General features: G+C 71.5%; 29 protein-coding genes. 8 read left to right on the forward strand and 21 right to left on the reverse strand.

Features of this window, described 5'->3' with window-relative positions; translation table 11 throughout:
* Positions 1 to 115: 115 nt before the first annotated feature.
* The 13 genes from ACWGB8_RS17300 to ACWGB8_RS17360 all read right to left on the reverse strand — a co-directional run bounded on the left by ACWGB8_RS17300 (position 116) and on the right by ACWGB8_RS17360 (position 8,402).
* Positions 116 to 958 carry a helix-turn-helix domain-containing protein gene (locus ACWGB8_RS17300; RefSeq protein ID WP_452214331.1) on the reverse strand — a complete coding sequence of 281 codons (843 nt, stop codon included), beginning with the start codon at positions 956 to 958 and terminating at the stop codon, positions 116 to 118.
* Positions 955 to 1,491 (reverse strand): DUF6879 family protein, encoded by a 537-nt coding sequence (locus ACWGB8_RS17305; RefSeq protein ID WP_452214332.1) that lies wholly within the window; start codon positions 1,489 to 1,491, stop codon positions 955 to 957. The genes ACWGB8_RS17300 and ACWGB8_RS17305 overlap by 4 nt, the downstream gene beginning before the upstream one ends.
* A 4-nt stretch (positions 1,492 to 1,495) precedes the next feature.
* Positions 1,496 to 1,696, reverse strand: coding sequence for a hypothetical protein (locus ACWGB8_RS17310; RefSeq protein WP_452214333.1), 201 nt, complete (start codon positions 1,694 to 1,696; stop codon positions 1,496 to 1,498).
* Positions 1,697 to 2,560: 864 nt separating this feature from the next.
* Positions 2,561 to 2,863, reverse strand: coding sequence for a hypothetical protein (locus ACWGB8_RS17315; protein WP_452214334.1), 303 nt, complete (start codon positions 2,861 to 2,863; stop codon positions 2,561 to 2,563).
* Positions 2,860 to 3,207, reverse strand: coding sequence for a hypothetical protein (locus ACWGB8_RS17320; protein WP_452214335.1), 348 nt, complete (start codon positions 3,205 to 3,207; stop codon positions 2,860 to 2,862). Before ACWGB8_RS17320 ends, ACWGB8_RS17315 begins: the two co-directional genes overlap by 4 nt.
* Positions 3,207 to 3,782 (reverse strand): hypothetical protein, encoded by a 576-nt coding sequence (locus ACWGB8_RS17325; protein ID WP_452214336.1) that lies wholly within the window; start codon positions 3,780 to 3,782, stop codon positions 3,207 to 3,209. The genes ACWGB8_RS17320 and ACWGB8_RS17325 overlap by 1 nt, the downstream gene beginning before the upstream one ends.
* Positions 3,769 to 3,981 (reverse strand): hypothetical protein, encoded by a 213-nt coding sequence (locus tag ACWGB8_RS17330; protein ID WP_452214337.1) that lies wholly within the window; start codon positions 3,979 to 3,981, stop codon positions 3,769 to 3,771. The genes ACWGB8_RS17325 and ACWGB8_RS17330 overlap by 14 nt, the downstream gene beginning before the upstream one ends.
* 76 nt (positions 3,982 to 4,057) lie before the next feature.
* Entirely contained in the window at positions 4,058 to 4,546 is a 489-nt protein-coding gene (locus ACWGB8_RS17335) for a helix-turn-helix domain-containing protein (RefSeq protein ID WP_452214338.1), read from the reverse strand.
* Complete coding sequence (locus tag ACWGB8_RS17340; RefSeq protein WP_452214339.1) at positions 4,543 to 4,803, reverse strand: hypothetical protein; 261 nt, start codon at positions 4,801 to 4,803, stop codon at positions 4,543 to 4,545. Before ACWGB8_RS17340 ends, ACWGB8_RS17335 begins: the two co-directional genes overlap by 4 nt.
* 344 nt (positions 4,804 to 5,147) lie before the next feature.
* The gene (locus ACWGB8_RS17345; protein WP_452214340.1) at positions 5,148 to 7,472 is read right to left on the reverse strand and encodes a DUF3987 domain-containing protein; all 2,325 of its coding nucleotides are present in this window, start codon (positions 7,470 to 7,472) and stop codon (positions 5,148 to 5,150) included.
* The gene (locus ACWGB8_RS17350) at positions 7,466 to 7,654 is read right to left on the reverse strand and encodes a hypothetical protein (RefSeq protein ID WP_452214341.1); all 189 of its coding nucleotides are present in this window, start codon (positions 7,652 to 7,654) and stop codon (positions 7,466 to 7,468) included. The genes ACWGB8_RS17345 and ACWGB8_RS17350 overlap by 7 nt, the downstream gene beginning before the upstream one ends.
* Entirely contained in the window at positions 7,654 to 8,085 is a 432-nt protein-coding gene (locus ACWGB8_RS17355; RefSeq protein WP_452214342.1) for a hypothetical protein, read from the reverse strand. Before ACWGB8_RS17355 ends, ACWGB8_RS17350 begins: the two co-directional genes overlap by 1 nt.
* Positions 8,086 to 8,207: 122 nt before the next feature.
* Positions 8,208 to 8,402: a helix-turn-helix domain-containing protein gene (locus ACWGB8_RS17360; protein ID WP_452214343.1), complete on the reverse strand. Its 195-nt coding sequence runs from the start codon at positions 8,400 to 8,402 to the stop codon at positions 8,208 to 8,210.
* A 117-nt stretch (positions 8,403 to 8,519) separates the two neighbouring features.
* On the opposite strand from ACWGB8_RS17360, the gene ACWGB8_RS17365 reads away from it, so the two are divergent.
* Both ACWGB8_RS17365 and ACWGB8_RS17370 read left to right on the forward strand, forming a co-directional pair.
* Positions 8,520 to 9,062, forward strand: coding sequence for a helix-turn-helix domain-containing protein (locus tag ACWGB8_RS17365; protein WP_452214344.1), 543 nt, complete (start codon positions 8,520 to 8,522; stop codon positions 9,060 to 9,062).
* Entirely contained in the window at positions 9,062 to 10,258 is a 1,197-nt protein-coding gene (locus tag ACWGB8_RS17370; protein ID WP_452214345.1) for a tyrosine-type recombinase/integrase, read from the forward strand. The genes ACWGB8_RS17365 and ACWGB8_RS17370 overlap by 1 nt, the downstream gene beginning before the upstream one ends.
* Positions 10,259 to 10,486: 228 nt before the next feature.
* Here the strand turns inward: ACWGB8_RS17370 and rpsT are convergent, their stop codons facing one another.
* Both rpsT and ACWGB8_RS17380 read right to left on the reverse strand, forming a co-directional pair.
* Positions 10,487 to 10,753: a 30S ribosomal protein S20 gene (gene rpsT / locus ACWGB8_RS17375; RefSeq protein WP_452214346.1), complete on the reverse strand. Its 267-nt coding sequence runs from the start codon at positions 10,751 to 10,753 to the stop codon at positions 10,487 to 10,489.
* Positions 10,754 to 10,978: 225 nt separating this feature from the next.
* A complete protein-coding gene (locus ACWGB8_RS17380) occupies positions 10,979 to 11,293 on the reverse strand; it encodes an antibiotic biosynthesis monooxygenase family protein (RefSeq protein ID WP_452214347.1) in 315 nt (104 codons plus the stop codon).
* 167 nt (positions 11,294 to 11,460) lie between these two features.
* Between ACWGB8_RS17380 and lepA the strand changes: the two genes are divergently transcribed.
* Positions 11,461 to 13,329: a translation elongation factor 4 gene (gene lepA / locus ACWGB8_RS17385; RefSeq protein WP_452214348.1), complete on the forward strand. Its 1,869-nt coding sequence runs from the start codon at positions 11,461 to 11,463 to the stop codon at positions 13,327 to 13,329.
* 111 nt (positions 13,330 to 13,440) lie between these two features.
* On the opposite strand, the gene ACWGB8_RS17390 is transcribed toward lepA, so the two are convergent.
* Positions 13,441 to 15,339: an ABC transporter ATP-binding protein gene (locus tag ACWGB8_RS17390; protein WP_452214361.1), complete on the reverse strand. Its 1,899-nt coding sequence runs from the start codon at positions 15,337 to 15,339 to the stop codon at positions 13,441 to 13,443.
* 188 nt (positions 15,340 to 15,527) lie between these two features.
* Entirely contained in the window at positions 15,528 to 17,261 is a 1,734-nt protein-coding gene (locus ACWGB8_RS17395; protein ID WP_452214349.1) for an ABC transporter ATP-binding protein, read from the reverse strand.
* Between the two features lie 305 nt (positions 17,262 to 17,566).
* Here ACWGB8_RS17395 and ACWGB8_RS17400 point away from each other — a divergent pair, with 305 nt between their 5' ends.
* From ACWGB8_RS17400 to ACWGB8_RS17410, 3 genes are all read left to right on the forward strand, one after another.
* Positions 17,567 to 19,489 carry an AMP-dependent synthetase/ligase gene (locus tag ACWGB8_RS17400; protein ID WP_452214350.1) on the forward strand — a complete coding sequence of 641 codons (1,923 nt, stop codon included), beginning with the start codon at positions 17,567 to 17,569 and terminating at the stop codon, positions 19,487 to 19,489.
* A 71-nt stretch (positions 19,490 to 19,560) separates the two neighbouring features.
* A complete protein-coding gene (gene hemW, locus ACWGB8_RS17405; protein ID WP_452214351.1) occupies positions 19,561 to 20,790 on the forward strand; it encodes a radical SAM family heme chaperone HemW in 1,230 nt (409 codons plus the stop codon).
* Between the two features lie 11 nt (positions 20,791 to 20,801).
* On the forward strand, positions 20,802 to 21,017 hold the full coding sequence (locus tag ACWGB8_RS17410) for a hypothetical protein (RefSeq protein WP_452214352.1): 216 nt from the start codon (positions 20,802 to 20,804) through the stop codon (positions 21,015 to 21,017).
* A 6-nt stretch (positions 21,018 to 21,023) separates the two neighbouring features.
* Here the strand turns inward: ACWGB8_RS17410 and ACWGB8_RS17415 are convergent, their stop codons facing one another.
* From ACWGB8_RS17415 to htpX, 4 genes are all read right to left on the reverse strand, one after another.
* Positions 21,024 to 21,851 (reverse strand): DUF3097 domain-containing protein, encoded by an 828-nt coding sequence (locus ACWGB8_RS17415; RefSeq protein WP_452214353.1) that lies wholly within the window; start codon positions 21,849 to 21,851, stop codon positions 21,024 to 21,026.
* 32 nt (positions 21,852 to 21,883) lie between these two features.
* Positions 21,884 to 22,666 (reverse strand): DUF2785 domain-containing protein, encoded by a 783-nt coding sequence (locus ACWGB8_RS17420; RefSeq protein WP_452214354.1) that lies wholly within the window; start codon positions 22,664 to 22,666, stop codon positions 21,884 to 21,886.
* Between the two features lie 84 nt (positions 22,667 to 22,750).
* Complete coding sequence (gene pspAB, locus ACWGB8_RS17425) at positions 22,751 to 23,335, reverse strand: PspA-associated protein PspAB (protein WP_452214355.1); 585 nt, start codon at positions 23,333 to 23,335, stop codon at positions 22,751 to 22,753.
* Between the two features lie 21 nt (positions 23,336 to 23,356).
* Positions 23,357 to 24,277 carry a zinc metalloprotease HtpX gene (gene htpX, locus ACWGB8_RS17430; RefSeq protein ID WP_452214356.1) on the reverse strand — a complete coding sequence of 307 codons (921 nt, stop codon included), beginning with the start codon at positions 24,275 to 24,277 and terminating at the stop codon, positions 23,357 to 23,359.
* A 267-nt stretch (positions 24,278 to 24,544) separates the two neighbouring features.
* On the opposite strand from htpX, the gene hrcA reads away from it, so the two are divergent.
* Together hrcA and dnaJ are read left to right on the forward strand one after the other, a co-directional pair.
* A complete protein-coding gene (hrcA, locus tag ACWGB8_RS17435; protein WP_452214357.1) occupies positions 24,545 to 25,579 on the forward strand; it encodes a heat-inducible transcriptional repressor HrcA in 1,035 nt (344 codons plus the stop codon).
* 77 nt (positions 25,580 to 25,656) lie between these two features.
* A complete protein-coding gene (gene dnaJ, locus ACWGB8_RS17440) occupies positions 25,657 to 26,793 on the forward strand; it encodes a molecular chaperone DnaJ (protein ID WP_452214358.1) in 1,137 nt (378 codons plus the stop codon).
* The last annotated feature ends 62 nt before the right edge of the window (positions 26,794 to 26,855 follow it).

Here is a 26,855-nt window from a genome sequence, read left to right on the forward strand (position 1 = left end):
TCCCACGGTGGATCCGCTGTATCCGCGTGACCAGCACCGTAGGTGTCCGGATTGCTCGCTATCCCGGAGATTGCTCGGGATTTCTCCCGCACCTGTGCAGAGTTCGGGAAGTTGCTCACACAGGAGTGAGCGATGCCCGGGCGCGGGCTATCAGCCTGTGCGCCGCTGGCCCGTACACCGCGGCGTCGTGCAGCTTCCCCCAGACCTTGTAGTACAGCGCGATGTCCGACCGGTCGTCGAGCCACATCTCGGTGTTCCACGTCTCGACGATCGCCAGCCGATCATCGAAGATCCAGAATCCGTGCTTCGGGATCACAGACACCGGGGCACCCAGCGGGACGATCCCCAGCTCGACGTTGTCGAGGCCCAGGAGCCCGCCGAGCCGGTCGAGCTGTGCGGCCAGGACGTCGGGCGGGCAGATCTGTACGTACAGCGCGGCTTCGGCCACGATGAACCGGAACCGCTTCCCGGCCTGGTAGAGGGCTTCCTGCCGGCGCATGCGTGCCCGGACGCCGTCCTCGATGTCGCGTGGGCTGTCGTGCAGGTCGCAGGCGTGCGTGAGGACGTGACGGGCGTACTCGGGGATCTGGAACAGGCCCGGGATGATGCCCGGTTCGTAGCCGGTCGTCACCGTCGTCTCCTGGCTGTGCGACACCCCCACCTCCTGCCGGGCCCGGTGCCCGCCGGCCAACAGGCGCTTCCACGCCCGGTAGCGGGACTCCAGCCCCTGCAGGCGTCCCTTCAGCTCCCCCGCGGACTCCGGGCGGCCGACAGCCTCAGCCCATGCCTGCAGGTCCAGGGGAGTGGCCGTCTGCTTGCCGTTCTCCAACTTCGACACCTTCGACGCGGGCCAGCCGAGCCGGGCGGCGAGGTCCCGGCCGTTCACGCCTGCCTCGGTGCGCAGTTCACGCAACCGCGCACCGAGGGACAGCCGGGCCTGCTGGAAGTCGGTGCTCACACGCCGGAGAGTACCCGGGCGGCGAACTCCCGGGTCGGTACGGCGAAGTGCCATGCCGCGTCGCGTGCCTGACACGCGGACAGGACATCGGCCGGGTCCTCGGTGATCTCGACGCCGAGGGTGTTATCCGACCCGTCGAAGTGGAAGCGGGCCAGTACCCGGGAGTCGAACAGCCAGAAGTCGAACCGGGGGAGGCTGAGCCGATCACCCTCGGCGCGGGGCAGGTTCCGGATGTCCTCCCCGGCCTCGGCGTTGCCGAGCCCCGACACGAGCAGGAACCGCTGGCCGAGGGTGATCGGCTCGTCGACCAGGCGGACGCGCTCGAAGCGCTTGCCGGCTGCGGTCTGGCGCCGCACGTTGGCGTGCCACGGGTTGTCGGGCTCGAAGGGAAGCGCTTCGCCCCGAATGAAGCGCTCGTAGCGCTCGGTGCCGATGTCGACGGCGTACCCGCGGCGCGTCTCCAGCCGGAACGCGGTGTGCTCGAAGTCCTCGAAGAAGTGGGCGACTGCCTCGAAGGGGAGGATGTTCGACACCGCGCTACTCCTTCGGCGCGAAGCGTACGAGCAGCTCGCGCGGGATGACGACGAAAGTCTCGGAGTCCTTCACGTCCCGAAGCTGGGCGAGGGCTTCGGGGTCGGTGAGCCGGTCGCCCTGGACCACGATGTCGCCGGCCTCCGTCTCGTACAGCGTCGGGCAGTTGCCACTGTCGCTGGTGGTGCCGAGGAACCTGAGCTTCACGGCGCTCTCCCTCTCTCTGCCGGGTGGACCACCAGGATGGCGGCCGAGAGTGGCGGATGTGCGCGGTTTCGCGGATCTGCGTTGCTCTCAGGCCCACACAGGTGCCTGTACGGATTCGTTACGGCTGCGCGTGAGATCTACGCGCGCGGTAGGCCCGCTGCCTGCACGCGGAGCCGCAGAAGCGGGCGTCCGCGCGGCCGGTGTCGATGACGGCCTCGCAGCTCTCGCACGGCTGGCCGGAGCCCTGACCCCCGTTACGGCTACGTGTGAGATCGGTAGAGCAGACGTGGGAACAGGTCACCCGCTTCAACAGCGGATCCCCCTTCCGTACCACCAGGCGACCGCAGTTCGCGCAAGGCGTGGCGGGTAGAAGCTCCCCCCTGCCGACCAGCTCGCGCCAGCGACATTCGGCGGACTCACGGGTCGCGGCGGGGCGGGACAGGCCGGTCGCAGGGTCCGGCCCGCCGCGGTCGTAGCAGACGCCACAGATCAACAGCACTTCCGCGTGCCAGCGGCGGCGAATCCTGCGCGCGCCCGCCACGAGGTAGCCGGCGCCGTCGATCGGCTGGTCGCACATGGGGCAGTCACTCTCACGCATAGCCGTAACGCTACGCCGGGCACTGTGGTTGCAACAGCCGCGTGACGCAGCGATGCGCCCGGCCGCCGTGGTGGCAGCCGGGCGCACGGGCGCCGCATCAGCCGGTCAGGAATCGCGTATCGGCTGGTCAGCGCCGGGGAGAGAATTTTGGAAGTTGGGCGCGGGGCTGGGGAGTCGCCTCCTCCAAAAACTGGCCGGCTCCGGCGGCTGGCCTTCGCCAGTGCCGGGCCGCTCACCCGGGAGCAGGACGGTCCGGCATGTGTCGATCAGGCCAGCGGGCTGTCGGCGCCCTCCTGGTCGGGGGTGATGAACAGGAGGGGGACGGCCTTGCGGGTGCCGTTGAAGGTCGGGCGCGGCGTGGAGCGCTCGAACGCTTCGCCGGCTCGTCGCCAGCCGCGTTGGCGTGCGGCGTGCACCTCGCCAGGGATGACGAGACTCGTCACTCGGGCGGCGCGGTACGCCCTTTCGCCTTGGTCGGCTCCGGCCCTGCATGCGGTGAGGCGGCTCTGTTCCCAGGCGTGGCAGGTCTTCAGGTGTTCGTCCCAGGAAGGGGCGTTGGTGGGCTTCATGCGGCATCCCCGGGGGCGAAGCGGCGGTGGATGAGGAGAGCGCGTGCGGCGGGGCCGTGCAGGTGTCGAGTTGCCCTGCTGGCGAGTGCGCGGCGCCGGACGGTCTGCAGGGCCCGTTGCTCGGCCACCCGGGCAAGGACCCATGCGGCCCGCTCCTCGCTGAACCGGGTGCCGGGCGGTGTGCCCCACTCCAACGGGAATGCGGACCCGCGACCGAAGGCGGCGAGGCCCTGGCCGGGCGCTTCGCTGTCGGGGTTGAGCTGGTACGTCATGGTCTTCTTCCCCTCTAGGGTTCGGTCGATGGAGCTGGCGGTCCCGGTGTCGAGGGTCACCCGCTCGGTCATCAGTCCAGCGCCAAGCGCCCGGCCCGCCTCAGCTGGTGTGCCGCGGCGAGGACTTCCTCGCGGTGCTCCGCCAGGATCTCCCGCGCGCGTTGGTAGGTATCCCTCGCCTGCATGTCCCCGGTCGTGTTGCGGACCACCATCAGCCGGTCGTGGCTGAACTCCCGCTGACGCGCGCCGGGGAAGGCAATGTGCCGGAACTCCGTGATCCAGACCTCGGCCGCTGCGGCGACCATGGCGGACCCGAACGGGGACGTGCTGCGGAAGCTGGTCACCCCGGACCGTCCGTCCTCGTTGATCACCGCCACGACCGGCCCGAGGCCGAGCGCGCGGGCAACCACCGCATGCGCCGCCTCGTGCTCGCATGTGCTCTGCAGCTCCACGTCGTCCGGGTTGAGCTTGCGGCGGTGCCAGTCGTCCGGTTCGCCTGCCTGGTATCGCCGCCCGCCCAGCGCGCCGGAGTTGAGCAGCGCCGTCGTCATGTCGACACCCAGCCCCCGCCACGAGTCCACGGCAGCCCTTGCTTCCGTGCCCAGCTCTGCGTACATGCGGTGCGCGACCTCGTCAGACCCCATCATGTGCCTGGCTCCCTCGGGCGGGCCTGCAGCCAAGGCGGGCGAGCTCGGCATCGACCTGCGCCACCCGATCGGCCAGCCCGCGCGCAACGTAGCCGGCGCGCTCGACGAGCAGCGCAGGGACCAGCGTCTCGTTGGACTGAGCCGTCGGGGTCAGCTCCGGGTCCGCCACCATGGGCCGACCGTAGTGCTGCACAGCCATGAACTCCTCCTGTGTCCTGATTCGGCAGAGCGGCCCTCGGAAGGCTCCGAGGGCCGCTCGTTCCCGCGGGACGAGATCAGGCGGCCTGCCGGGCGCCAGCCCCGACCGCACCGGGGGCGCCGCCCGGAGCGGTGGGGGCCACGCCTGCCGGGTCATCTGCCGGCCGGACGCTGCGTTCCCTGTAGGCCAAGACGGCGGACCGGTCCAACAACCACCGGCCTCCAGTGCGCCGGCCCATCCCGTCGTGAGCCGCCGCGATCTGCCGGATTCGCCGCTGGCTCAGGGCCAGGATGGCCCCGGCCTCCGCCGTCGTGATCTCGTGCTCCCACTGTGGCCCAGGGGCATCGGGCGGAAGTTCCGTATTGCCGTCCGCGGCCGTCGGCAGGGCCTCGTAGGCGCGGGCGGCTCGTCGCACGGCCCGGCGGGTGGCGTCCACCTCGGGACGCATCCACGGGGGGAGGGACGCGAGGACGGCGGAGACGTGCGGCGCGGCCAGGATGCGGTCGAGGACGTGCGCGCTCACCCCAGTGACGAGCGCGCCCTCGACATACCCGGGGCCGGTCATCCTGCAGTCTCCGTGAGCAGGACGGCCCTGCGCGCCGCTCGCCGCGCTCGCAGGTCGGACAGCTCGTCCTCGCCGTCGCCGGTCTCCGCCAGCTGGGACATCACGGTCGTCAACTCCCTGACGAGGCCAGGCAGGCCGGACGCATTCGCGTCGATCGAGGCGGCGAGCCTCAGGGCGCACCGGGCCAGCACCAGCTGCGGACCACCGTCGGCGCCGGGAGGCACGGTCTCGATGAACTCCAGCACGGCGGCGGTCACCGAGTCACCTGCAGGCGGCAGTTCGAAGGGAACCGTCTCCCTCGGCGCCCGGTCGCAGTTCTCGGCACGGCAGAGGGAGTGATCTCCCCGGCGATGAGCCCTGTGGCGACGGGCCCGAACGGCCTCGGAATCGGGCTGCTTGGACATGGGCGGTTCCTCCTTGCGTCACGTTGCTTGTGTGATCACTCACGCGGAAAGGGATGCGGGGGAATGGGCGCGGGGCCTCCCGGCCGTGCCGGGCTAAAAACGGGGAGCGTGTTCGGACGCGGCCCGCAGTCGCGCGGCCTCGACGGCGTCCGCGATGAGGCGCACGGCCGTTTCCCGGGTGATGTGCTGCTCGGTGGTCACTGGGACTCCTGACGGCGGGGAGGCGGGGTGTGAACCCACGGGTGGACGTCGAAGGTCGGCGAGGGCTTGCGGCCCCGGGTGCCGGCGGGACGGTCGGGCGGGGGCTGGAGTGCGATCCAGCCGTGGTCTTCCAGCTCGCCGAGGGCGGCGGTCATGTCGTCCATCTCGCTGGCCCACTTGCGGCCCTTGAGGGCCTGCCACGCCTGCCGGGCGGTGAACGGGGCGGCGGGGTCGGGCCGGGAGCGTAGCCACGCGAGGACGTCCCGCAGCGGTCCGAGGCGGCCCTCGCCGTCGGCGCCCATGAGGTCGAACACGGCCTTGGCGTGGGCGATGAAGTACGGGGCCATGGCGATCACGGCGGCCATGCGTTCGCGGGTGACGACGGTGGCCTCGGGGCTCTCGTACACGGTGAGGCAGGCGGCGATGCGGATGAGCTGGCCGCGGAACTTGCCTGCCCAGTCGGCGACCTGGTGGAGGTCGCCGCCGGGCTTGCGGCGCTTGGCGAAGCCGTTGTAGTACTCGCCGAACAGGGCGCGGGCGTCCGGGTCGAGGTCGAGGGTGGTGACCTCGCTGCGGTTCCACACACGCTCGACCAGGGCGCGGATGCGCTTGGCGTAGGCGTCCGTGACTGCGGCCGGGACGGGCGGGGAGTCGAAGGTGTCTTCCTCGGTGGCGGCGGGCCGCCCGTACAGGAAGCGGCCGAGCAGACCGTTCTCCCGGAACTCGGGGTTCTTCTTCTCCAGTCCGCTGAACACGCCAGGCTGCACGATGAGTCCGATGGCCAGGAACGTGGCGGACATACGGGCGGAGGACCGGCCGGTGCGGTCGATGGTGTAGGGGCTGCCGGTGTACGCCTCCAACAGCAGGTCGGTGTTCGCCTTGCCGTTGTTGCCGTACAGGCCTCCGGCCACCTTGATGAGCCCGCCCTCGGAGGCGAGGAGCCCGATCCGGCCGCCCTGGCCGTGCATCACCTTGGCGATGGCCTCCAACGTGGCGTCACGGATGAGCAGGCGCGGCAGCTCCGGCTGCTCGCCGAGTTCGAGGAGCTTGGTCCGGGCGGCCTCGGCGTCCGCGAGGGCGTTGTCGGGCTTGTCGCTGGCGGCCTTCTGCTCGGCCTTGGCCATCTGGCCCTGCGTGATCCGGATCTCCTGGGCGGTGGCCTCGACCTGCGGGCGGGCGGCTTCGATCAGGTCGTCCTCGATCTCGCGCAGCGGCGCGGCGGCGGCGTTGAGCGCTGGGGTCTTCTTCTCCGAGGAGTCGGCGAGCGCAGCGAGGTACAGGGCCGTCGACTCGTACCAGTCGGCCTTGACCCGGACGCGGCGCCGGCCGCCGGTGGCGGCGGAGATGGTGGCGAGGGCGGCGAACGCGACCAGGTCGGGCGGGACCTGCAGGGAGGCGGCGTTGGCGGTGACGAACGCTCCGAGTTCGCCCAGGTGCTCGACTGGGAACGGCGGGAGCGGTCGGGCGTCGAGGGGGATCGGCTCGTCCCACCCATCATCCCCGGATCGCATCCCAGAAATCCCAGAATGGCCGTGGGGGTCCGGAGACTGGGACGGCCCCGGGATTCTGGGATTTGTGGGACGCACTTCGGCGGTCACCAGGTCGGCGTAGCCGAGGCCGGCGGCGAGGTGGTCGGAGACGTCCTTGCCCGCGGCGGGCTCGACGACCCGGTGCGGGACTCCGGCCCGCTGCAGGGAGGCCGCGACCTGGGCGGCATGGGCCCGGCCGGGTTCGTCGCGGTCGGCGACGACGACCACCTCGCCCGCGCCGCGCAGGGCCTGCGCGTGGTCGTCGGTCCACTTCCCGGCGCCGCCCGAGTTGCAGGTCGCCACGACACCGGCGGCGGTGAGGTTGTCGACGTCCTTCTCGCCCTCGACGACCAGGACCAGGCCGCCGGCGGCAGCCTCGGCGAGGACCTGCGGCAGCCGGTAGGGGACACGGCGGATGCCCTTGATGCTCGGACTACCGTCCGCGGCGTACTGCCGGAAGGTCTTCGGCTGGTAGCGGACGACGGTGTACAGGAGTGCGCCCTGCTCGTCGCAGTACGGGTACTCGGCGACCTTCACGGGCCGGTGGTTCCTGTTCTCTCGGGGCTCGTCGAACAGGTCGGCGAGGGTGAGGCCGAGGGCGGTGACGACGTCCTCGGTGGGGCATCCGGCGTGGCAGTGGACGACGACGTCGGCACCGCGGCTGCCGCGCCCGACGGACAGGGACGGCGAGGTGTCGTCGTGGGCGGGACACTGCCAGGAGCGGCCGGTGTGGTCGCTGCGGCTGCCGACGGCGGACAGGGCGTCGTGGACGCGGTCGAGGGCGCTCAGCACGAGGTCACCTCCTTCTCGGCCTGGCGGGCGGTGAATCGGCGGCGCAGCTCCCACAGCTGCCAGCCGGCGGCGGACAGGCGACGGAGCTCGGCGCGCGTCTCGCGGCGGGTGAGGCCGTACGGGGACGGCCCGAGGGCCCCCGCCGTGGTGGCGGGGGCCTCGGTGGTGGTGCGGCGGTTCATCAGCCGGCCTCGACCTTGGCGGTCGGGAGGTGGATGGGCCGGCTGTGGCGGACCGGGTCGGTCATGTGGCGCCAGATCAGCTGGCGGGCGACCCGGTCGCGCTCGTCGGGGTCCTGGTCGGCGGGCATGACGAGCATGGCGTGGCCGTCGATGTGCTGGAGCAGCATGCCGCTGAACTTGCTGCGGAGGTAGTCCGGGAGGTCTGCGGGTCCGACCTCGTGGAACTGCAGGCCGACGCGGTCGAGGAGGCCGGCCAGGGGCAGGTAGCGCAGCGCGTCGGTGGTGATCGGGCCGCCCTCCAGGGCGCGGATCGACTCCAGCAGGACCTGGGCGGTCGCGCGCGGGTCCGGGGTGGCGTGGACGAGCGCCATCACGTCCTCGGGCGTGGGCGTGCTGGTGGTCTTGGGCAGGGAGCCCGTAGTCTGGTTCACAGCGTTCTCCTTCGTGAGGTGACGGGCCCCGGGTCCTCTTGGCCGATGACCGGGGCTTTGTCGTTGTCGGAGGCGTCAGGCCCCTGTCCGGATTGCTGTCCTGGTGGGGGCCGTTCGCGTTGTCAGGCCGCGATGGTCTGGGCGTCGAGCCACTTCTCGATGTCGCGGCGGCGGTAGCGGATTCGACCGCCCCGTCCGGGGGTCAGCTTGATGAAGGCGGGACCGACGCCCTGCCACCGGTAGTTGGCGAGGGTCTGCGGCGCGATGCCGTAGGCGATGTGAACTTCGCGGGGGCTCAGAAGCTCAATGGCGGCCACTTTAACTCCAGCTGAGTTGACTTTAGAAGCAGTCAGGGTCAAAGTAGACCCATGCGAAGGACGATAGCAGAACATCCACACCTAAGGCAGATTCGTCTAGCGCCTAATCTGGGGCGCATGACAGAGCAGCGAAAGGCCGGCCGCGGCGCCGTCGAGATGGGCCCCACCTCGGCGGCAGTGGCCGCGAACGTGCGTCGAGTCCGTGAGCGTCGTGGCCTCTCGACCTACCAGCTCGCGCGGCTTCTCCTCGACGCCGGCAGGGCGATCACCCCCTCCGCCATCTCCAAGCTGGAGCGGGGTGACCGACGAGTAGATGTCGACGACCTGATGGCTCTGGCTGCAGTACTCGGGGTCTCACCGTCGTCGCTCCTGCTGCCGCTCACCGATGACCCGACGGTTCCCGTCGAGATCACCGGTGGGGGCACCGTCCCCGCGATGGATGCGTGGCGTTGGGCTCATGGGAATCGGCCGCTCAAGCTGTCTCCTGGCAAGGAGCGGACCGAGATGCTGGAGCACCAGCTCTACGGGTTGCCCCAGTGGCTTCGGCAGATGCACCCGCAGGACACCGCACTGGTGAATGCCAGGCTCCGGGAGGCGGGCCTCCCGGCCGACGAGTTGCTGCGGGGTCAGGGACTCATGGAGCCGGGCGGGGGTGACTGATGGCACGGGTCTGGATCGAGGACCGCTCCACCCAGAAGGACTACGCCACCGCGATGGAGAAATGGCGCACGGCGAAGAAGGCCGGCAGCAAGCGGGTCGAGCCGGGCCGGTGGCGGGTCCGATGGTACGACCCGGACGGTAAGCCGAAGGCCCGCACCTTCGGAAAGCTGCCTGCTGCCGAGAAGTGCCAGCAGGAGACGCTGGAACGGCTCGACAAGGGCACCTACCGCGATCCGAAGCAGGGTAAGACCCTGTTCGCGGACGTGGCCGCCGCTTGGTTCGGATCGCTCCGTCGGCCCGGCGAGCGCACCAAGGACGACTACCGCGAACTGCTCGACCTGTACGTCCTGCCGAAGTGGGGGACGTGGCCGGTCGGCTCGATCCAGTGGGAGAACGTCTCGGAGTGGCTGACCGAGCTGTGCAACACGCCCGGCGCGCGGGGCAAGCCGCTGTCCCCGGCCCGGATTGCCAAGACGCACCTGGTGTTCGGCATGGTGCTCAAGTACGCCGTGAAGACGGGGAAGATCGCCGTCAGCCCGGCCGTCGACCACGAACTCCCGCAGGACGAGGACGACGACGATCACGTCTACCTCACACACGACCAGGTCGAGGCGCTGGCCGCGGCGGCGGGGGATCACGCGCTGATGCTGCTCGTGCTGGCCTACTGCGGGATCCGGTGGGGCGAGGTCTCGGCCCTGAAGGCCGGCCGGGTGCAGGTCTCCACGCGGAGGCTGCGGGTGGTTCAGGCGTACACCCGTAAGCGTGGCGGCGGGCTACTGCTCAAGGACGTGAAGAACCACGAGAAGCGGTCCGTGCCGATCCTCGGGTCGCTGATCTCCGACCTGCGGGACGCGCTCAAAGGCAAGGGGCGGGACGCGCTGCTGTTCACCGGCCGCGACGGCGAGCCGATGGGCTACTGGGAGTTCCGCTCGACCATCTTCGACCCGGCGGTGAAGGCGGCCGGCCTCGACGGCCTCGGCCTCACCCCGCACAAGCTCCGCCACACCGCGGCCTCGCTCGCCATCGCAGCCGGCGCGGACGTGAAGGTCGTTCAGCAGATGCTCGGCCACAAGTCGGCGGCGATGACCCTCGACGTGTACGGACACCTGTTCCCGGACCGCCTCGACGAGGTGGCGAACGCCCTCGACGCGGCCCGTGCCTCCGCACTCGCGGCCCGGACTGCGCTCGCCGCGTAGAAGGGGCGATCAGGTCCATGTGTACAAAATGCGTACTGCCCGACCGGTGGGGACCGATCGGGCAGTAGCGGAAGGGCCTATGAGCTGGCGCTTCTGGTCGATCTCTGTGCACCGCACCCGCGTGGCGAACGCAGGCCGCGTGCGGTGCGAAGTTCGTGCTGCGCCTCAGGGGTCCGGGTAGAGGGCCGGGTCCTCCTGAGGGGGCTGGGGCCTGAGGGCCCCGGGGCGTCAGGCCTGGACGGCGTTGATGCGCTTGGTGATCGCCGACTTCTTGTTGGCGGCCTGGTTGGCGTGGATGATGCCCTTGCTCGCGGCCTTGTCCAGCGCCTTGGAGGCGGCGCGGGCCAGCTCGACGGCCTTCTCGGTCTCGCCGGCGGCAGCGGCCTCACGGGCCTTGCGCAGAGCGGTCTTCAGCGAGGACTTGACGGCCTTGTTGCGCAGGCGCGCCTTCTCGTTGGTCTTGTTGCGCTTGATCTGGGACTTGATGTTCGCCACGAAAGAGCCTCAGTCTGTGTGAATCGATGGTTCGGGACGCACCGGCGGCCGTCGGACCAGCTGAGAGGGCATGCCGAGGGCCAGGTGCAGCAGTCCACGGTACCAGGGGCGCAGCGGCCGTCCCAAACCGGCGCCCACCACCCGGCCCACCACCTTCGGCTGCGGCCGGCCACCCCCGAACGCCCCCGCCCCCGAACACTCCCGGCCCGCCCCCCGAACGCCCCGCTACGCCCGCCGCACCGCGGACAGCGGCTCCCCGTAGTGCTCCACCTCGGGGAAGGGCTCGTAGTAGGGGTGCAGCAGCTCGCGCCACCGCCGGTACTCCGCGGAGCGCCGGAATCCCTCGGTGTGGTGCTCCAGGGTGTCCCATGCGACCTGGAGGAGGAAGCGGGAGCTCCGGCCGGCGTCCAGACAGCGGCGCAGTTCCAGCGAGCGGAACCCGTCCTGCACCGCGATCAGCGGTTCGGCCTCGGCGAACGCGGCGAGGAAGGCGTCCTCGCGGCCGGGCAGGACGTCCAGCAGTGCGCTTTCGAGGATCATGGAGCGCCATCGTGCCACCGCGGGGCACCTCATCGGCAGGGCACCCCCCGCTCGTGGGAAGATGGGAGGGACTATTTCGATCGGACGACCGTCCGGTCCCCGGGAAGGCCGGTCAGTGATGACCCGGACGCCCCCGGCCCCCCGGACCAACGGAGAATCGGACCAAGGTGCCCGCGACCCCCAGCAATGTGCCCCAGCCCAGCCGTACCGACCCGGCGCTGATCCGCAACTTCTGCATCATCGCCCACATCGACCACGGCAAGTCGACGCTCGCCGACCGGATGCTGCAGATCACCGGTGTCGTCGACCCCCGGCAGATGCGCGCCCAGTACCTCGACCGGATGGACATCGAGCGCGAGCGCGGTATCACCATCAAGTCGCAGGCCGTCCGTCTGCCGTGGGCGCCGAAGACCGGGCCGAACGCCGGGACGACGCACATCCTCAACATGATCGACACCCCGGGCCACGTGGACTTCACGTACGAGGTGTCCCGGTCCCTCGCCGCGTGCGAGGGCACCATCCTGGTCGTCGACGCCGCGCAGGGCATCGAGGCGCAGACCCTCGCCAACCTGTACCTGGCGCTGGAGAACGACCTCACGATCATCCCGGTGCTGAACAAGATCGACCTCCCGGCCGCCCAGCCGGAGAAGTACGCCGCGGAGATCGCCCACATCATCGGCTGCGACCCGGGCGACGTGCTCAAGGTGAGCGCCAAGACCGGCCTCGGCGTCGAGGAGCTGCTCGACCACATCGTCGACAACATCCCGGCCCCGGTCGGCGTGGCCGACGCGCCGGCCCGCGCGATGATCTTCGACTCGGTGTACGACTCCTACCGCGGCGTCGTCACCTACGTCCGTGTCGTGGACGGCCAGCTCAACAAGCGCGAGCGCATCGCCATGATGTCGACCGGCGCGACCCACGAGCTGCTGGAGATCGGTGTCATCTCGCCCGAGCCGAAGGTCGCCGACGGCCTCGGCGTCGGCGAGGTGGGCTACATCATCACCGGGGTGAAGGACGTCCGGCAGTCCAAGGTCGGTGACACGATCACCTCGATGCACAAGGGCGCCACCGTGGCGCTGGGCGGCTACAAGGACCCGCGCCCGATGGTGTTCTCCGGCCTCTACCCGCTGGACGGCTCGGACTACCCGCTGCTGCGCGACGCCCTCGACAAGCTGCGCCTGAACGACGCCGCGCTGGTGTACGAGCCGGAGACCTCGGTCGCGCTCGGCTTCGGTTACCGCTGCGGCTTCCTCGGCCTGCTGCACCTGGAGATCATCCGGGAGCGCCTGGAGCGCGAGTTCAACCTCGACCTGATCTCCACCGCCCCGAACGTGGTCTACCGGGTCGTGATGGAGGACGGTACCGAGCACACCGTCACCAACCCGAGCGAGTTCCCCACCGGCAAGATCGCCGAGGTGTTCGAGCCGGTCGTGCGCGGCACCATCCTGGCGCCCAACGAGTTCGTCGGCGCGATCATGGAGCTCTGCCAGTCCCGCCGCGGCAGCCTCCAGGGGATGGACTACCTCTCCGAGGACCGCGTCGAGCTGCGCTACACCCTGCCGCTCGCGGAGATCGTCTTCGACTTCTTCGACCAGCTGAAGTCCAAGACCCGCGGCTACGCCTCGCTCGACTACGAGCCCATCGGCGAGCAGAGCGCCAGCCTGGTGAAGGTCGACATCCTGCTGCACGGCGACGCGGTGGACGCGTTCTCCGCGATCGTGCACAAGGACAAGGCGTACAACTACGGCGTGATGATGGCCGGCAAGCTGCAGAAGCTGATCCCGCGCCAGCAGTTCGAGGTGCCGATCCAGGCGGCCATCGGATCCCGGGTGATCGCCCGTGAGACGGTCCGCGCGATCCGCAAGGACGTCCTCGCCAAGTGCTACGGCGGTGACATCTCGCGCAAGCGCAAGCTGCTGGAGAAGCAGAAGGAGGGCAAGAAGCGGATGAAGATGGTCGGCCGCGTGGAGGTCCCGCAGGAGGCCTTCATCGCCGCGCTGTCCACCGACGCCGAGGCCCCGAAGGACAAGAAGTAGCAAGCCGTGGCCGGCCCGGGGACGGGTCGGCACGCCGGCGCCCGGGTACGGACCGAGGGCCCGGAGCGGAGACGCTCCGGGCCCTCGGGCGTGTGCGGGGGGCGACCGCGGCTACTCGATTTCGGCGACGGCCTCGGCGAACTGCGCCCGGTAGAGGCGGGCGTAGGCGCCGCCGGCGGTGATCAGTTCCTCGTGCGAGCCCTGCTCGACGATCGAGCCGTGCTCCATCACCAGGATCACGTCGGCGTCCCGGATGGTGGAGAGGCGGTGCGCGATGACGAAGCTGGTGCGACCGGTGCGCAGCCGGGCCATGGCGCGCTGGATCAGCACCTCGGTCCGGGTGTCCACCGAGCTGGTCGCCTCGTCCAGGACGAGGATGGACGGCTGGGAGAGGAACGCCCGCGCGATGGTGATCAGCTGCTTCTCGCCGGCGCTGACGCCCGCCCCCTCGTCGTCGATGACGGTGTCGTAGCCGTCCGGGAGGGTCCGTACGAAGCGGTCGACGTGGGCGGCCCTGGCGGCCTCGACGACCTGGTCGCGGGTGGCTCCCTGGGCGCCGTACGCGATGTTGTCGGCGATGGAGCCGCCGAACAGCCAGGTGTCCTGCAGCACCATGCCGATGCCGGCGCGCAGTTCCTCGCGGTCCATCGCGGCGATGTCGACGCCGTCCAGGGTGATCCGGCCGGAGCTGACCTCGTAGAACCGCATCAGCAGGTTGACCAGGGTGGTCTTGCCGGCGCCGGTGGGGCCGACGATGGCGACGGTCTGGCCGGGCTCGACCTTGAGCGAGAGGTCGTCGATCAGCGGCGTGTCCGGGTCGTAGCGGAAGGCGACGTCCTGGAAGGCGACCCGGCCGCGGACGGCGTCCGGGCGCTCGGGCATGGCGGGCTCGGGGCTCTGCTCGGAGGCGTCCAGCAGTTCGAAGACGCGCTCCGCGGAGGCGACGCCGGACTGCACCAGGTTGGCCATGCTGGCGACCTGGGTGAGCGGCTGGCTGAACTGGCGCGAGTACTGGATGAACGCCTGCACGTCGCCGATCGACAGCGCGCCGCTCGCCACCCGCAGTCCGCCGACGACGGCGACCAGCACGTACTGCAGGTTGCCGATCAGCATCATCGCGGGCTGGATGATCCCGGAGATGAACTGGGCGCGGAAGCTGGAGCCGTACAGGGCCTCGTTGTGCTCGCGGAAGACCTCGGCGGCCTGCTCCTGCCGGCCGAACACCTTCACCAGGGTGTGTCCGGTGTACATCTCCTCGATGTGGGCGTTCAGCTGTCCGGTGGACTTCCACTGCTGGACGAACTGCGGCTGGGCCCGCTTGCCGACCTTGGTCGCGACCAGCACCGACAGCGGGACGGACACCAGGGCGATCAGGGCGAGCAGCGGCGAGATCCAGAACATCATGGCCAGCACGCCGACGACGGTGAGCAGCGAGTTCACCACCTGGCCCATGGTCTGCTGCATGGACTGGCCGATGTTGTCGATGTCGTTGGTGACCCGGCTGAGCACCTCGCCGCGCGGCTGCCGGTCGAAGTAGCTGAGCGGCAGTCGGCCGATCTTGGACTCGACGTCCTGGCGGAGCCGGTAGCTCGCGCGCTGGACGGCCCGGGTGGCGAGCCGGCCCTGGGCGATGCCGAAGACGGCGGAGGCCAGGTAGATGCCGAGCACCCAGAGCAGGACGGTGCCGATGGCGCCGAAGTCCATGCCCCGGCCGGGGACGAAGGAGATCGAGGAGAGCAGGTCGGCGACGGTTCCCTCGCCCTGCCGGCGCAGCCCGTCGATGACCTGCTGCTTGGTCTCGCCGGCGGCGTACTGCTCGCCGACCACGCCCGCGAAGATCAGGTCGGTGGCGCGGCCGAGCAGGATCGGGCCGACGACGGCGCAGCCGATGCTGACCACGCCGAGGGCCAGGACCCCGGCGATGGCGGCGCGCTCGGGCCGCAGCAGGGCGAGCACCCGCTTGCCGGAGTTCCTGAAGTCCATCGACTTCTCGGCGCCCTGACCGCCCATGAAGCGGCCCGGTCCGGCCGGTCCGCGGCGGGCGGCGGCGGCCTGCGAGTCGCTGGGGAGGTCGTCGTCGCCGCCCGGGCCGGCGGGGCCCTTGCGCAGCGCGTTCACGCCGGGGCCGCCCTTGCCGAGCGTCTCCGGTCCGAGTGCGCCCCTGCCCTTGCCCTTGTTCACGCCCTTGCCGGGGGTGCTCATGCCGCCTCCTGTTCGGTGAGCTGGGAGAGCACGATCTCCCGGTACGTCGGGTTGTCGGCCATGAGTTCGCCGTGGGTGCCGCTGCCGACGACCGCGCCCTCGTCCAGGACGACGATCCGGTCGGCGTCGCGGATGGTGGAGACCCGCTGGGCGACGATCAGGACGGCCGCGTCGGCGGTCTCCCGGGCGAGCGCCTTGCGCAGTGCGGCGTCGGTGGCGTAGTCGAGCGCCGAGAAGGAGTCGTCGAAGAGGTAGACGCCGGGCTTGCGGACCAGGGCGCGGGCGATGGCCAGGCGCTGGCGCTGGCCGCCGGAGAGGTTGCTGCCGCCCTGGGCGATCGGGGCGTCCAGGCCCTCGGCGAAGCGTTCGACGAACTCCTTGGCCTGGGCGACCTCCAGGGCGTGCCAGAGTTCCTCGTCGGTGGCGTCGGGCCGGCCGTAGCGCAGGTTGGAGGCGACGGTGCCGGAGAAGAGGTACGGCTTCTGCGGGACGAAGCCGATGGCCTCGGCGATGGCCGCGGGGTCGAGGTCGCGCACGTCGGTGCCGCCCAGCAGGACCTGGCCGGAGGTGGCGTCGAAGAGCCGGGGGACGAGCCCGAGCAGGGTGGACTTGCCGCTGCCGGTGGAGCCGATGACGGCGGTGGTGTGCCCGGGCCGGGCGACCAGGTCGATGCCGCGCAGTACGGGCGATTCGGCGCCGGGGTAGCGGAACTCGACGTCGCGCAGTTCCAGGTGGCCGCGGCGCAGCACCTCGGTGACCGGGGCGGCGGGCGGTACGACGCTGGAGGAGGTGGTCAGCACGGCCTGGATGCGCTCGGCGCAGACCTCGGCGCGCGGCACCATCATGAACATGAAGGTGGCCATCATGACGCTCATCAGGATCTGCATCAGATAGGTGAGGAAGGCGGTGAGCGCGCCGATCTCCATGCCGCCGCTGTCGATGCGGTGCGCGCCGAACCAGAGGACGGCGACGCTGGAGACGTTCACGACCAGCATCACCGTCGGGAACATGAAGGCCATCAGTCGGCCGACGGTGGTGGCGACGTCGGTGAGGTCCTGGTTGGCGGCGGCGAAGCGGCGCTGCTCGTGGTCGTCCTTGACGAAGGCCCGGATCACCCGGATGCCGGTGATCTGTTCGCGCAGCACCCGGTTGACGGTGTCGATCCGCTCCTGCATGCCGCGGAACTCGGGGCGCAGCCGGCGGATGAGCAGCACCACCACGACGCCCAGCAGCGGGACGACGGCCAGCAGCAGCGCGGAGAGCGGCACGTCCTGGTTGAGCGCCATCAGGATCCCGCCGATGCACATGATCGGCGCGGCGACCATCAGCAGGAAGCCCATCAGCACCAGCATCTGGACCTGCTGGACGTCGTTGGTGGTCCGGGTGATCAGCGAGGCGGAGCCGAACCGGCCCATCTCGCGGGCGGAGAAGCCCTGGACGCGCTCGAACACGGCGGCGCGGACGTCCCGTCCGACGGCCATCGCGGTGCGGGCGCCGTAGTAGGTCGCGCCGATCGCGCAGAGGGCCTGCAGGACGGTGACGGCGATCATCAGTCCGCCGGTGCGCACGATGTAGCCGGTGTCGCCCTTGACCACGCCGTCGTCGATGATGTCGGCGTTGAGGGCGGGCAGGTAGAGCAGTGCGAGGGTGGACACCAGCTGGAGCAGGACCAGCAGGGTGATCGGTCGGGAGTAGGGCCGTAGGTGGGCCCTGAGCAGTCTGATCAGCACTGGCTCACTCTTGTCGTCGACGGTGGGGTGCGCACCCCAATTCTCTGGGTTTCGTCGACTCGCACAGGGGATTGCCGGGGTGCGACCCTGAGGTTTGTCCAGTCCTTTGCCCGGACTGCACTGGGGAAGCGGTGTCGTGCCAGGTGGCTCCAGCCTCTTACGGAACGGCCGGTTTCCCCCTAGGCTGCTGATTGCCCCCTTGTTACTGACTGGTATCGGGTCTATTGCCCGGGGGGCCCGGCGACCGCCCCCCACGGGCGCCGCAACCATCCCTCACACGGCCACCCGCCCTCCGGAGGTCCTCGTTGAGTTCCGCGCAGTCCCTGATCGACTCCGGCAGTGCCGACCTCGTCGCCGGGCGTCCCGCCTCCGTCGCCCATCTCCTGCTGGAGCGGGTCGCCGCCACGCCGAACGACGAGGCGTACCGTTACCCCGCCCCCGTGGACGAGCACGCGGCCGACGGCGCCCCCGGCGCCGAGCAGTGGCGTTCGCTGACCTGGGCGCAGACCATGGTCCGGGTGAAGGCGGTGGCCGCCGGCCTGATGGCGCTGGGCATCCGCCCCGAGGACCGGGTCGCGCTGGCCTCCTCCACCCGGCTGGAGTGGGTGCTCGCCGACCTCGGCAACATGTGCGCGGGTGCGGCCACCACGACGGTCTACCCGAGCACCAACGCCGACGAGACGGCCTTCATCCTCTCGGACTCCGGGTGCAGAGCGATGTTCGCCGAGAACGCGGCCCAGCTGGCCAAGGCCGTCTCCGAGGTCGACAAGCTGCCGGAGCTGCGCACGGTCGTCCTCTTCGATGCCCCGGAGGAGGGCCCGGAGACCGGCGGGCTGAAGGTCCTCACCTTCGCCGAGCTGGAGCAGCTGGGCGCGGAGTACCTGGCCGAGCACCCCGACGCCGTCGAGCAGGCGGTCGCCGCGCTCGACAAGGAGCAGCTCGCCACCCTCATCTACACCTCCGGCACCACCGGCCGCCCCAAGGGCGTGCGCCTGGTGCACGACTGCTGGGCGTACGAGGGCCGGGCGCAGGAGGCCAGCGGGCTGCTGGCCGCCGACGACGTGCAGTTCATGTGGCTGCCGCTGTCGCACGTGTTCGGCAAGACGCTGATCTCCGGCCAGATCGCCACCGGCCACGTGATGGCGCTGGACGGCCGGGTGGACCGGATCATCCACAACCTGCCGGTGATCCGGCCGACCATCATGGCCTCCGCGCCGCGCATCTTCGAGAAGGTCTACAACGGCATCGCCGGCAGGGCCCGGGCCGAGGGCGGCGCCAAGTACAAGATCTTCCTGTGGGCGGCCAAGGTCGCCCGCGAGCACGCCCGGGTCCGCCAGGCCAACCGGATCGCCACCGGCCGCGACAGCGTGCCCTTCGGCCTCGGGCTGCAGCACGCGCTGGCCGACAAGCTGGTGTACGCCAAGATCCGCAACGCCTTCGGCGGGCGGCTGCGCGGGGCGGTCTCCGGCAGCGCCGCGCTCGCCCCGGAGATCGGCTACTTCTTCGTCGGAGCCGGCGTGCCGATCCTGGAGGGCTACGGCCTGAGCGAGACCAGCGCGGGCTCCTGCGTCAACCGCGCCGAGGACATCCGGGTCGGCACCGTGGGCCGTCCGCTGCCCGGCACCGAGGTCCGGATCGCCGAGGACGGCGAGATCCTGCTGCGCGGCCCGGGCATCATGCGCGGCTACCACAACCTGCCGGAGAAGACCGCCGAGGTGCTGGAGGCCGACGGCTGGTTCCACACCGAGGACATCGGCGAGGTCTCCCCGGACGGCTTCCTGCGGATCACCGACCGCAAGAAGGACATGTTCAAGACCTCGGGCGGCAAGTACGTCGCGCCCAGCGAGGTGGAGGGCAAGTTCAAGGCGGTCTGCCCGTTCGTCAGCAACGTCCTGGTGATCGGCAACGGCCGCAACTTCTGCACCGCGCTGATCGCCCTCGACGAGACCGTGGTGATGCCCTGGGCCGCCGAGCACGGCCTCGCCGGCAAGTCCTACGCCGAGGTCGCCGCCGACCCGAAGACCCGCGAGCTGATCGAGGGCTTCGTGCAGCGGCTCAACGCCGGGCTCCAGCGCTGGCAGACGATCAAGAAGTTCCACCTGCTCCCGCGGGACCTCGACGTCGAGCACGGCGAGCTCACCCCGAGCCTGAAGATCAAGCGCCCGGTCGTCGAGAAGGAGTACGCCGACGCCGTCGCCGAGATGTACGCGGGCACCGTCGAGGCCTGACCCGCACCCCTCCGTACGGCCCGGCACCCGCTCCTTTCCGGCGGGCCCGGGCCGTACGGGACAATGGGGTCATGCCCTCCGCACTTCCCGACGGCGATCCCGTGCCGTCCGACGGTTCCCTGCCCGCGCACGCCCTCGACGGGCTGGGCTCGCGGCCGTTCGGCTTCTACGTGCACGTTCCGTACTGCGCGAGCCGCTGCGGCTACTGCGACTTCAACACCTACACCGCCACCGAGCTGCGCTCCTCCGGGGCGGTCGCCTCGCAGGACACCTACGCGGACAACGTGGTCGCCGAGATCCGGCTCGCCCGGAAGGTCCTCGGCGGGGCCGAGCTGCCCGTGCGGACCGTCTTCCTCGGCGGCGGCACCCCGACCCTGCTGCCCGCCCGGGACCTCGTCCGGATGCTCGCCGCGATCCGCGAGGAGTTCGGGCTCGCCGACGACGCCGAGGTCACCACCGAGGCCAACCCGGAGTCCGTCGACCCGCGCTACCTCGCCGAGCTGCGCGAGGGCGGCTACAACCGGATCTCCTTCGGCATGCAGAGCGCCCGCCCGCACGTGCTGCAGCTGCTCGACCGCCACCACACCCCGGGCCGCCCCGAGGCGTGCGTCGCCGAGGCCCGCGCGGCCGGCTTCGACCACGTCAACCTCGACCTCATCTACGGCACCCCCGGCGAGTCCGACGACGACTGGCGGGCCTCCCTGGACGCCGCGATCGGCGCCGGCCCGGACCACGTCTCCGCGTACTCGCTGATCGTCGAGGACGGCACCCGGCTCGCCGCCCGGGTCAAGCGCGGCGAACTCCCGATGATCGACGACGACGTGCACGCCGACCGCTACCTGATCGCCGAGGAGGCCCTCACCGGCGCCGGCTACTCCTGGTACGAGGTCTCCAACTGGGCGACCGGCGAGGCCGCCCGCTGCCGCCACAACGAGCTCTACTGGACCGGCGCCGACTGGTGGGGCGCCGGCCCCGGGGCGCACAGCCACGTCGGCGGCGTCCGCTGGTGGAACGCCAAGCACCCCGCCGCGTACGCCCGCGCCCTCGCCGAGGCCCGCACCCCCGCCCAGGCCCGCGAGGTGCTCGACCCCGAGGACCGCCGGGTCGAGCGCGTGCTGCTCGAACTGCGGCTGGCCGACGGCATCCCGCTCGACCTGCTCACCGCGCAGGGCCTCAAGGCCGCCGAGCGGGCCCGCCAGGACGGCCTCCTCGACTCCGCCCCGTACGACCGGGGCCGCGCCGTCCTCACCCTCCCGGGCCGCCTGCTGGCCGACGCCGTGGTGCGTGACCTGGTGGACTGAGATTCGTTAGCGTGGGTGTCAGCCGTCGGAGGGAGGGCACCATTCCCGCCTATCTGATCGTCGACCCGATCAAGGGCGTCTGCGTGCTGCTGACCGAGTTGGGTCAGGTGTCCGCCCCCGGAGCCACGCGCTACATGTCCGAGCGCACCAGCAAGTTCGGCGAGCCCGTCCCGGTCGACGTGCTCGGCGTCACCCTGGAGACCGGCGACTTCCAGACCTGCGCCTGACCGCCGTCACTCCGGGGTGCTCACGAAGTCGATCAGTTCCTCGACGCGGCCGAGCAGGGCGGGTTCGAGGTCCTTGTAGGAGTCGACCGTGGCGAGGATGCGCTTCCAGGCGGCGGGGGTGTCGTCGGGCCAGCCGAGGCGGCGGCAGGTGCCGCGCTTCCAGTCCTCGCCGTACGGGACGTCCGGCCATCCTGGGATGCCGACCGAGGCGGGCTTCACGGCCTGCCAGACGTCGACGAAGGGGTGGCCGACCACCAGGACGTGCGCGCCGGTGACCCGGGCCGCGATGCGGTGCTCCTTGGTGCCCGGCAGCAGGTGGTCGACCAGCACGCCGAGGCGGCGGCCGGGCCCGGGGGCGAAGTCGGCGACGATCGCCGGCAGGTCGTCGACGCCCTCCAGGTACTCGACCACCACGCCCTCGATCCGCAGGTCGTCGCCCCAGACCCGCTCCACCAGCTCGGCGTCGTGCCGGCCCTCGACGTAGATCCGGGACTCACGGGCCACCCGGGCCCGGGCCCCGGGGACGGCGACCGAGCCGGAGGCCGTCCGGCCGGGGGCGCGGGAGGGGGCCGGGGCGGCCGGGCGGACCAGGGTGACCACCCGGCCCTCCAGCAGGAAGCCGCGCGGCACCAGCGGGAACACCCGGTGCGCCCCGAAGCGGTCCTCCAGGGTGACGGTGAACCCCTCGGCGGTCTTCTCGCAGCGCACCACCGCCCCGCAGAAGCCGGTCACCGCCTCCTCCACCACCAGGTCCCGCTCGGCGGGCACCTCGGGGGCGGGCTGCTGCCGCTTCCACGGCGGGGTGAGGTCGGGTCCGTACCGGCGGCTGTGCATGCCCCGGAGTCTAGGTCAGGGCCTACGGGGCGTCAGCCCGTGAACGGCGAGTCGACCACCAGGGCCTCGGCGATCCGTCCGCGCAGGGCGGTGGAGTGGCGTACCGTCAGCGGCTCGCCGCCGCGCTCCTCGCGCACGCCGCGGTCGGCGAGCACGTAGACCATGCGCAGGACGCGCAGCGTGTTGGAGACGTTCGCGGGGACGCCGGGGACCGCCGCGGAGGGGCGCCGCGGGGGCCGGGCGACGAGCGGATCGAGCCATTCCAGCGCCTGCCGCTCGGTCAGTTCCGGGCGGGTGAGGACCAGCGCGACGGCGCGGCCGAGGCGGTCGTCCTCCAGGGCGTCCAGGACGTGGTCGGTCGGCGCCAGCAGCCGGGCGGCGGCGAGCTCCAGCAGCGGGGCGGGGTCGTCGACCAGCGGGCTGCGGCCGAGGACGGCCAGCAGGTCGGCGCCGTGCGCGACCGCGTGCAGCCAGCCGAGCTGCGGGTCCCAGCCGCGCAGGTCGGTCTCGGCCGGGTACCAGCGGGCGAACGCCTCCAGCCAGGACGGGCGGTAGGCGCCGGCTCCGACCACCTCGGCGAGCACCAGCGGGGCGAAGGTGCGGGCCTGGATCTCGGGGTCGCCGAGCCGTTCGGCCAGCTCGTCGCCGAGGGCGAGCAGCTCGGCCGGGGCCAGTCGCGGCACCCAGCGGCAGAGCTGCTCGTAGGCGAGGAGGTCGCGGACCTCCGGGGCGGGGGAGCGCAGGGCGGCGCTCACGGCGGCGAGCAGCGCGGGGGTGGGCGCCGCGTCCTCGATCTCGTTCCAGTCGATGATCACGTGGGCGCACCCTAGGCGCCGCGCCGACCGGCGGGCCAGCGAATATCCGGGCCCGCCGCCGTGCCCGAGGCAGCGGCTCCCGGGTCACAGCCCCGGCGCGCCCCAGACCGGGAACCAGCGGCCGAGTTCCCCCTCGATCCGCAGGTCGTTGCCGAGCAGCGCCTTCACCTGCAGCTCCAGCGGGCTGTTGCGCCGCTCCCCGCCGCCGGGCTGCGGTGCGAACGGGTAGAACGTCCCGCGCTTGTACAGGTAGACCAGCGCCAGCGGCTGCCCGCCCGCGTCCCGGAAGCCGACCAGCGAGCAGAGCAGCTGCGGGCCGAAGCCGTTGGCCTCCAGCTCGCTGTTGACCGCGTGCAGGTCGTTGACCAGCTCCGGCAGTTCCTCGGGGGTGTGGCGGGCGAGCAGCCAGGAGTAGCCGTACGCGTCCTTGGACGCCTCGACGGGCACCCCGCCGCGGCCGGTGTCGGCGTCCAGCAGGGCCCGCACCTGCCGTTCCACCTCGCCGAACGCGCCGCCCTCGACGGCGGCGAAGCAGACCGAGCCGAGCCCGGTCGGGCGGAAGCCGGCCCCGGCCTCCAGGGTGAGCGCGGCCGAGGGGATGCCGAAGAGCCGGTCGAGGTCCGGCCGGACCGGCTTGGTCCGGCCGAACAGGGCGTCCAGGAAGCCCACGGTGGTCCTTCCCCGGGAGGATCAGTGCCCGAGCCGGGCGGAGATCCTCGCCAGCTGGTCGAGCCGCTGCTCCAGCGGCGGGTGGGTGGAGAGCAGGCGCGAGGCGGTGGCCTTCGGGCTCAGCGCCGGGGCGAACCAGAAGGCGTTGTACGGCTGCGCGCGGCGCAGGTCCTCGGTCGGGATCGCGGCGATCTGCCCGGTCACCTTGGTCAGCGCGGAGGCGAGCGCGCTGGGCTGTCCGGTGAGCTGGGCGGCGGCCCGGTCGGCGGCCAGCTCGCGGTAGCGGGAGAGCAGCCGGGTGAGCAGGAAGCTGATCGCGTACACCGCCATCGACACCAGCGGGACGACGATCGCCGCGATCGCCACGTTGGAGTCGTTGCTGTTGCGCCCGCTGTTCAGGAAGCCGCCGTACAGGGCGATCCGGGTCATCGCCCCGGCCAGCACGCCGAGGAAGCCGGCGACGGTCATCACGGCGACGTCCCGGTGGGCGACGTGCGACAGCTCGTGGGCGAGCACGCCCTCCAGTTCGGCCGGTTCCAGCCGGCGCAGCAGCCCGGTGGTGACGCAGACCACGGCCTTCTGCGGGTTGCGCCCGGTGGCGAAGGCGTTCGGCAGGTCGTTGTCGGCGACCGCGACCCGGGGCTTGGGCATGTCGGCGAGCGCGCAGAGCCGGTCGACGGTGCCGTGCAGCTGCGGGTACTGCTCGGGCGTGACCGGCCGGGCCCCCATGGCCTTCTCGGTGATCTTGTCGCTGAACCAGAACTGCGCGACGAACAGCCCGCCCGAGATCAGCACGATCAGCGGCCAGGCGCCGCGCAGCAGCACGATCAGCAGTCCGGTGAACCCGACGTACAGCAGGCCGATCACGAACATGGTGCCGACCATCCGGCCGGTCAGGCCGCGGTCGGGTGCGAAGCGGGTGTGGTGGCCCGAGGTCGACATCGCTGCTCCTCCGTTCGCCGTCCGTCTCCGATGCTGCCACCGCCGCGGTCGGCGCGCCGCCGACGGCACCGTCACCCGTGCGGCGTGCACCCGGCCGGGATGCGGGCAGGATCACCCCGGACTGGCCGTTCCTGCGGTCGGACCCGGGCCTTACACTGGCAGGTACGGTTTTGGCACTCGGCTGTTGCGAGTGCCAGGTCCGGGGCCTCTCGGAACGGCCCACAACACGTCATAACGGACAACGTGCGAAGACGGAGGTGCGTGCCCATGGCCGGTGAGGTCCGCCCGCTGGACGAACGCAAGCTCGCCGTGCTGCGCGCCATCGTCCAGGACTACGTGGGCACCGAGGAGCCGGTCGGCTCGAAGGCCCTGGTGGAACGGCACAACCTGGGGGTCTCCCCGGCGACCGTCCGCAACGACATGGCGGCGCTGGAGGAGGAGGGGTACATCCACCAGCCGCACACCAGTGCGGGCCGGATCCCCACCGACAAGGGCTACCGGCTGTTCGTGGACCGGCTCGCCGAGGTCAAGCCGATGAGCGCGCCCGAGCGCCGCGCCATCCGGCACTTCCTGGACGGCGCCGTCGACCTCGACGACGTGGTGGCCCGGACGGTCCGGCTGCTCGCGCAGCTGACCCGCCAGGTCGCCGTGGTGCAGTACCCCTCGCTGTCGCGCTCGACCGTGCGGCACATCGAGCTGGTGGCGCTCGCCCCGGCCAAGGTGATGCTGGTCCTGATCACCAACACCGGCCGGGTCGAGCAGCGGCTGGTCGACTGCCCGGGCACGGTCGGCGAGACCGTCCTGGCGGACCTGCGCTCGCGGGTCAACGCCCGGGCCGCCGGCCAGCGGCTGCCCGACGTGCCCGGTCTGCTGGAGGAACTCCCGGCCGGCTTCGAGCCGGCCGACCGGCCGACCGTCACCACGGTGCTGGCGACGCTCTTCGAGACCCTCGCCGAGCAGAGCGAGGAGCGGATCATGCTGGCCGGCACGGCCAACCTGACCCGCTTCGGCCACGACTTCCCGCTCACCATCCAGCCGGTGCTGGAGGCGCTGGAGGAGCAGGTCATCCTGCTCCGCCTCCTGGGTGAGACCGGGGACGCGGGGATGACGGTCCGGATCGGGCGGGAGAACGCCTACGAGGGGCTGAATTCCACCTCCGTCGTGTCGGTCGGCTACGGTTCGGGCGACGAGAGTGTGGCCAAACTGGGTGTGATCGGTCCGACCCGGATGGACTACCCGGGCACAATGGGGGCGGTGCGAGCGGTGGCACGGTACGTGGGCCAGATCCTGGCCGAGTCGTAGGGAACGGCCACCGTCACAGCAGGTGACGGCGGCCCCAGTCGCAAGCACTTCAACAGGCGGAACAAGCGGAGCATTTGGTGGCCACGGACTACTACGCGGTACTCGGCGTCCGACGGGATGCGGGGCAGGACGAGATCAAGAAGGCGTTCCGGCGCCTGGCACGCGAACTGCACCCGGACGTCAACCCGGACCCGAAGACGCAGGAGCGGTTCAAGGAGATCAACGCCGCCTACGAGGTGCTCTCCGATCCGCAGAAGCGCCAGGTCTACGACCTCGGCGGCGACCCGCTGTCGCCCAACGGCGGGGCCGGCGGCTTCGGCGCGGGCGCGGCCGGCTTCGGCTTCTCCGACATCATGGACGCCTTCTTCGGCGCCGCCTCCGGCCAGCGCGGCCCGCGCTCGCGCACCCGGCGCGGCCAGGACGCCATGATCCGCCTGGAGATCACCCTGGAGGAGGCCGCGTTCGGCACCACCAAGGAGCTCCAGGTCGACACCGCCGTCACCTGCACCACGTGCAGCGGCGAGGGCGCGGCCCCCGGCACCTCGGCGCAGACCTGTGACATGTGCCGCGGCAAGGGCGAGGTCTCCCAGGTCACCCGGTCCTTCCTGGGCCAGGTCATGACCTCCCGCCCCTGCCCGCAGTGCCAGGGCTTCGGCACCGTCGTGCCGACCCCGTGCCCCGAGTGCGCCGGCGACGGCCGGGTCCGCGCCCGCCGCACCCTGACCGTCAAGATCCCGGCCGGTGTCGACAACGGCACCCGCATCCAGCTGGCCGGCGAGGGCGAGGTCGGCCCCGGCGGCGGCCCGGCCGGCGACCTGTACGTCGAGATCGCCGAGACCACCCACCCGACCTTCCAGCGGCGCGGGGACGACCTGCACTGCACCGTCACCATCCCGATGACGGCAGCCTCGCTCGGCACCCAGGTGCCGCTGCAGACCCTGGACGGCCTGGAGGAGGTCGACATCCGGCCCGGCACCCAGTCCGGCCAGTCGATCCCGCTGCACGGCAGGGGCATCACCCACCTGCGCGGCGGCGGCCGGGGCGACCTGATAGTGCACGTCGAGGTGCAGACGCCCACCAAGCTCGACCCCGAGCAGGAGGAGCTGCTGCGCCGGCTCGCGGTGCTGCGCGGCGAGGAGCGGCCCTCGGGCCAGTTCGCGCCGGGCCAGCAGGGCCTGTTCTCCCGTCTGAAGGACGCCTTCAACGGGCGCTGAGCCCGCACCGCGGCCCCCGGGGGCCGCTGAGCCCGCCCGAGCGCCCGGCGGTCCGCACGGAC

Source organism: Kitasatospora sp. NPDC054939 (assembly GCF_053610105.1).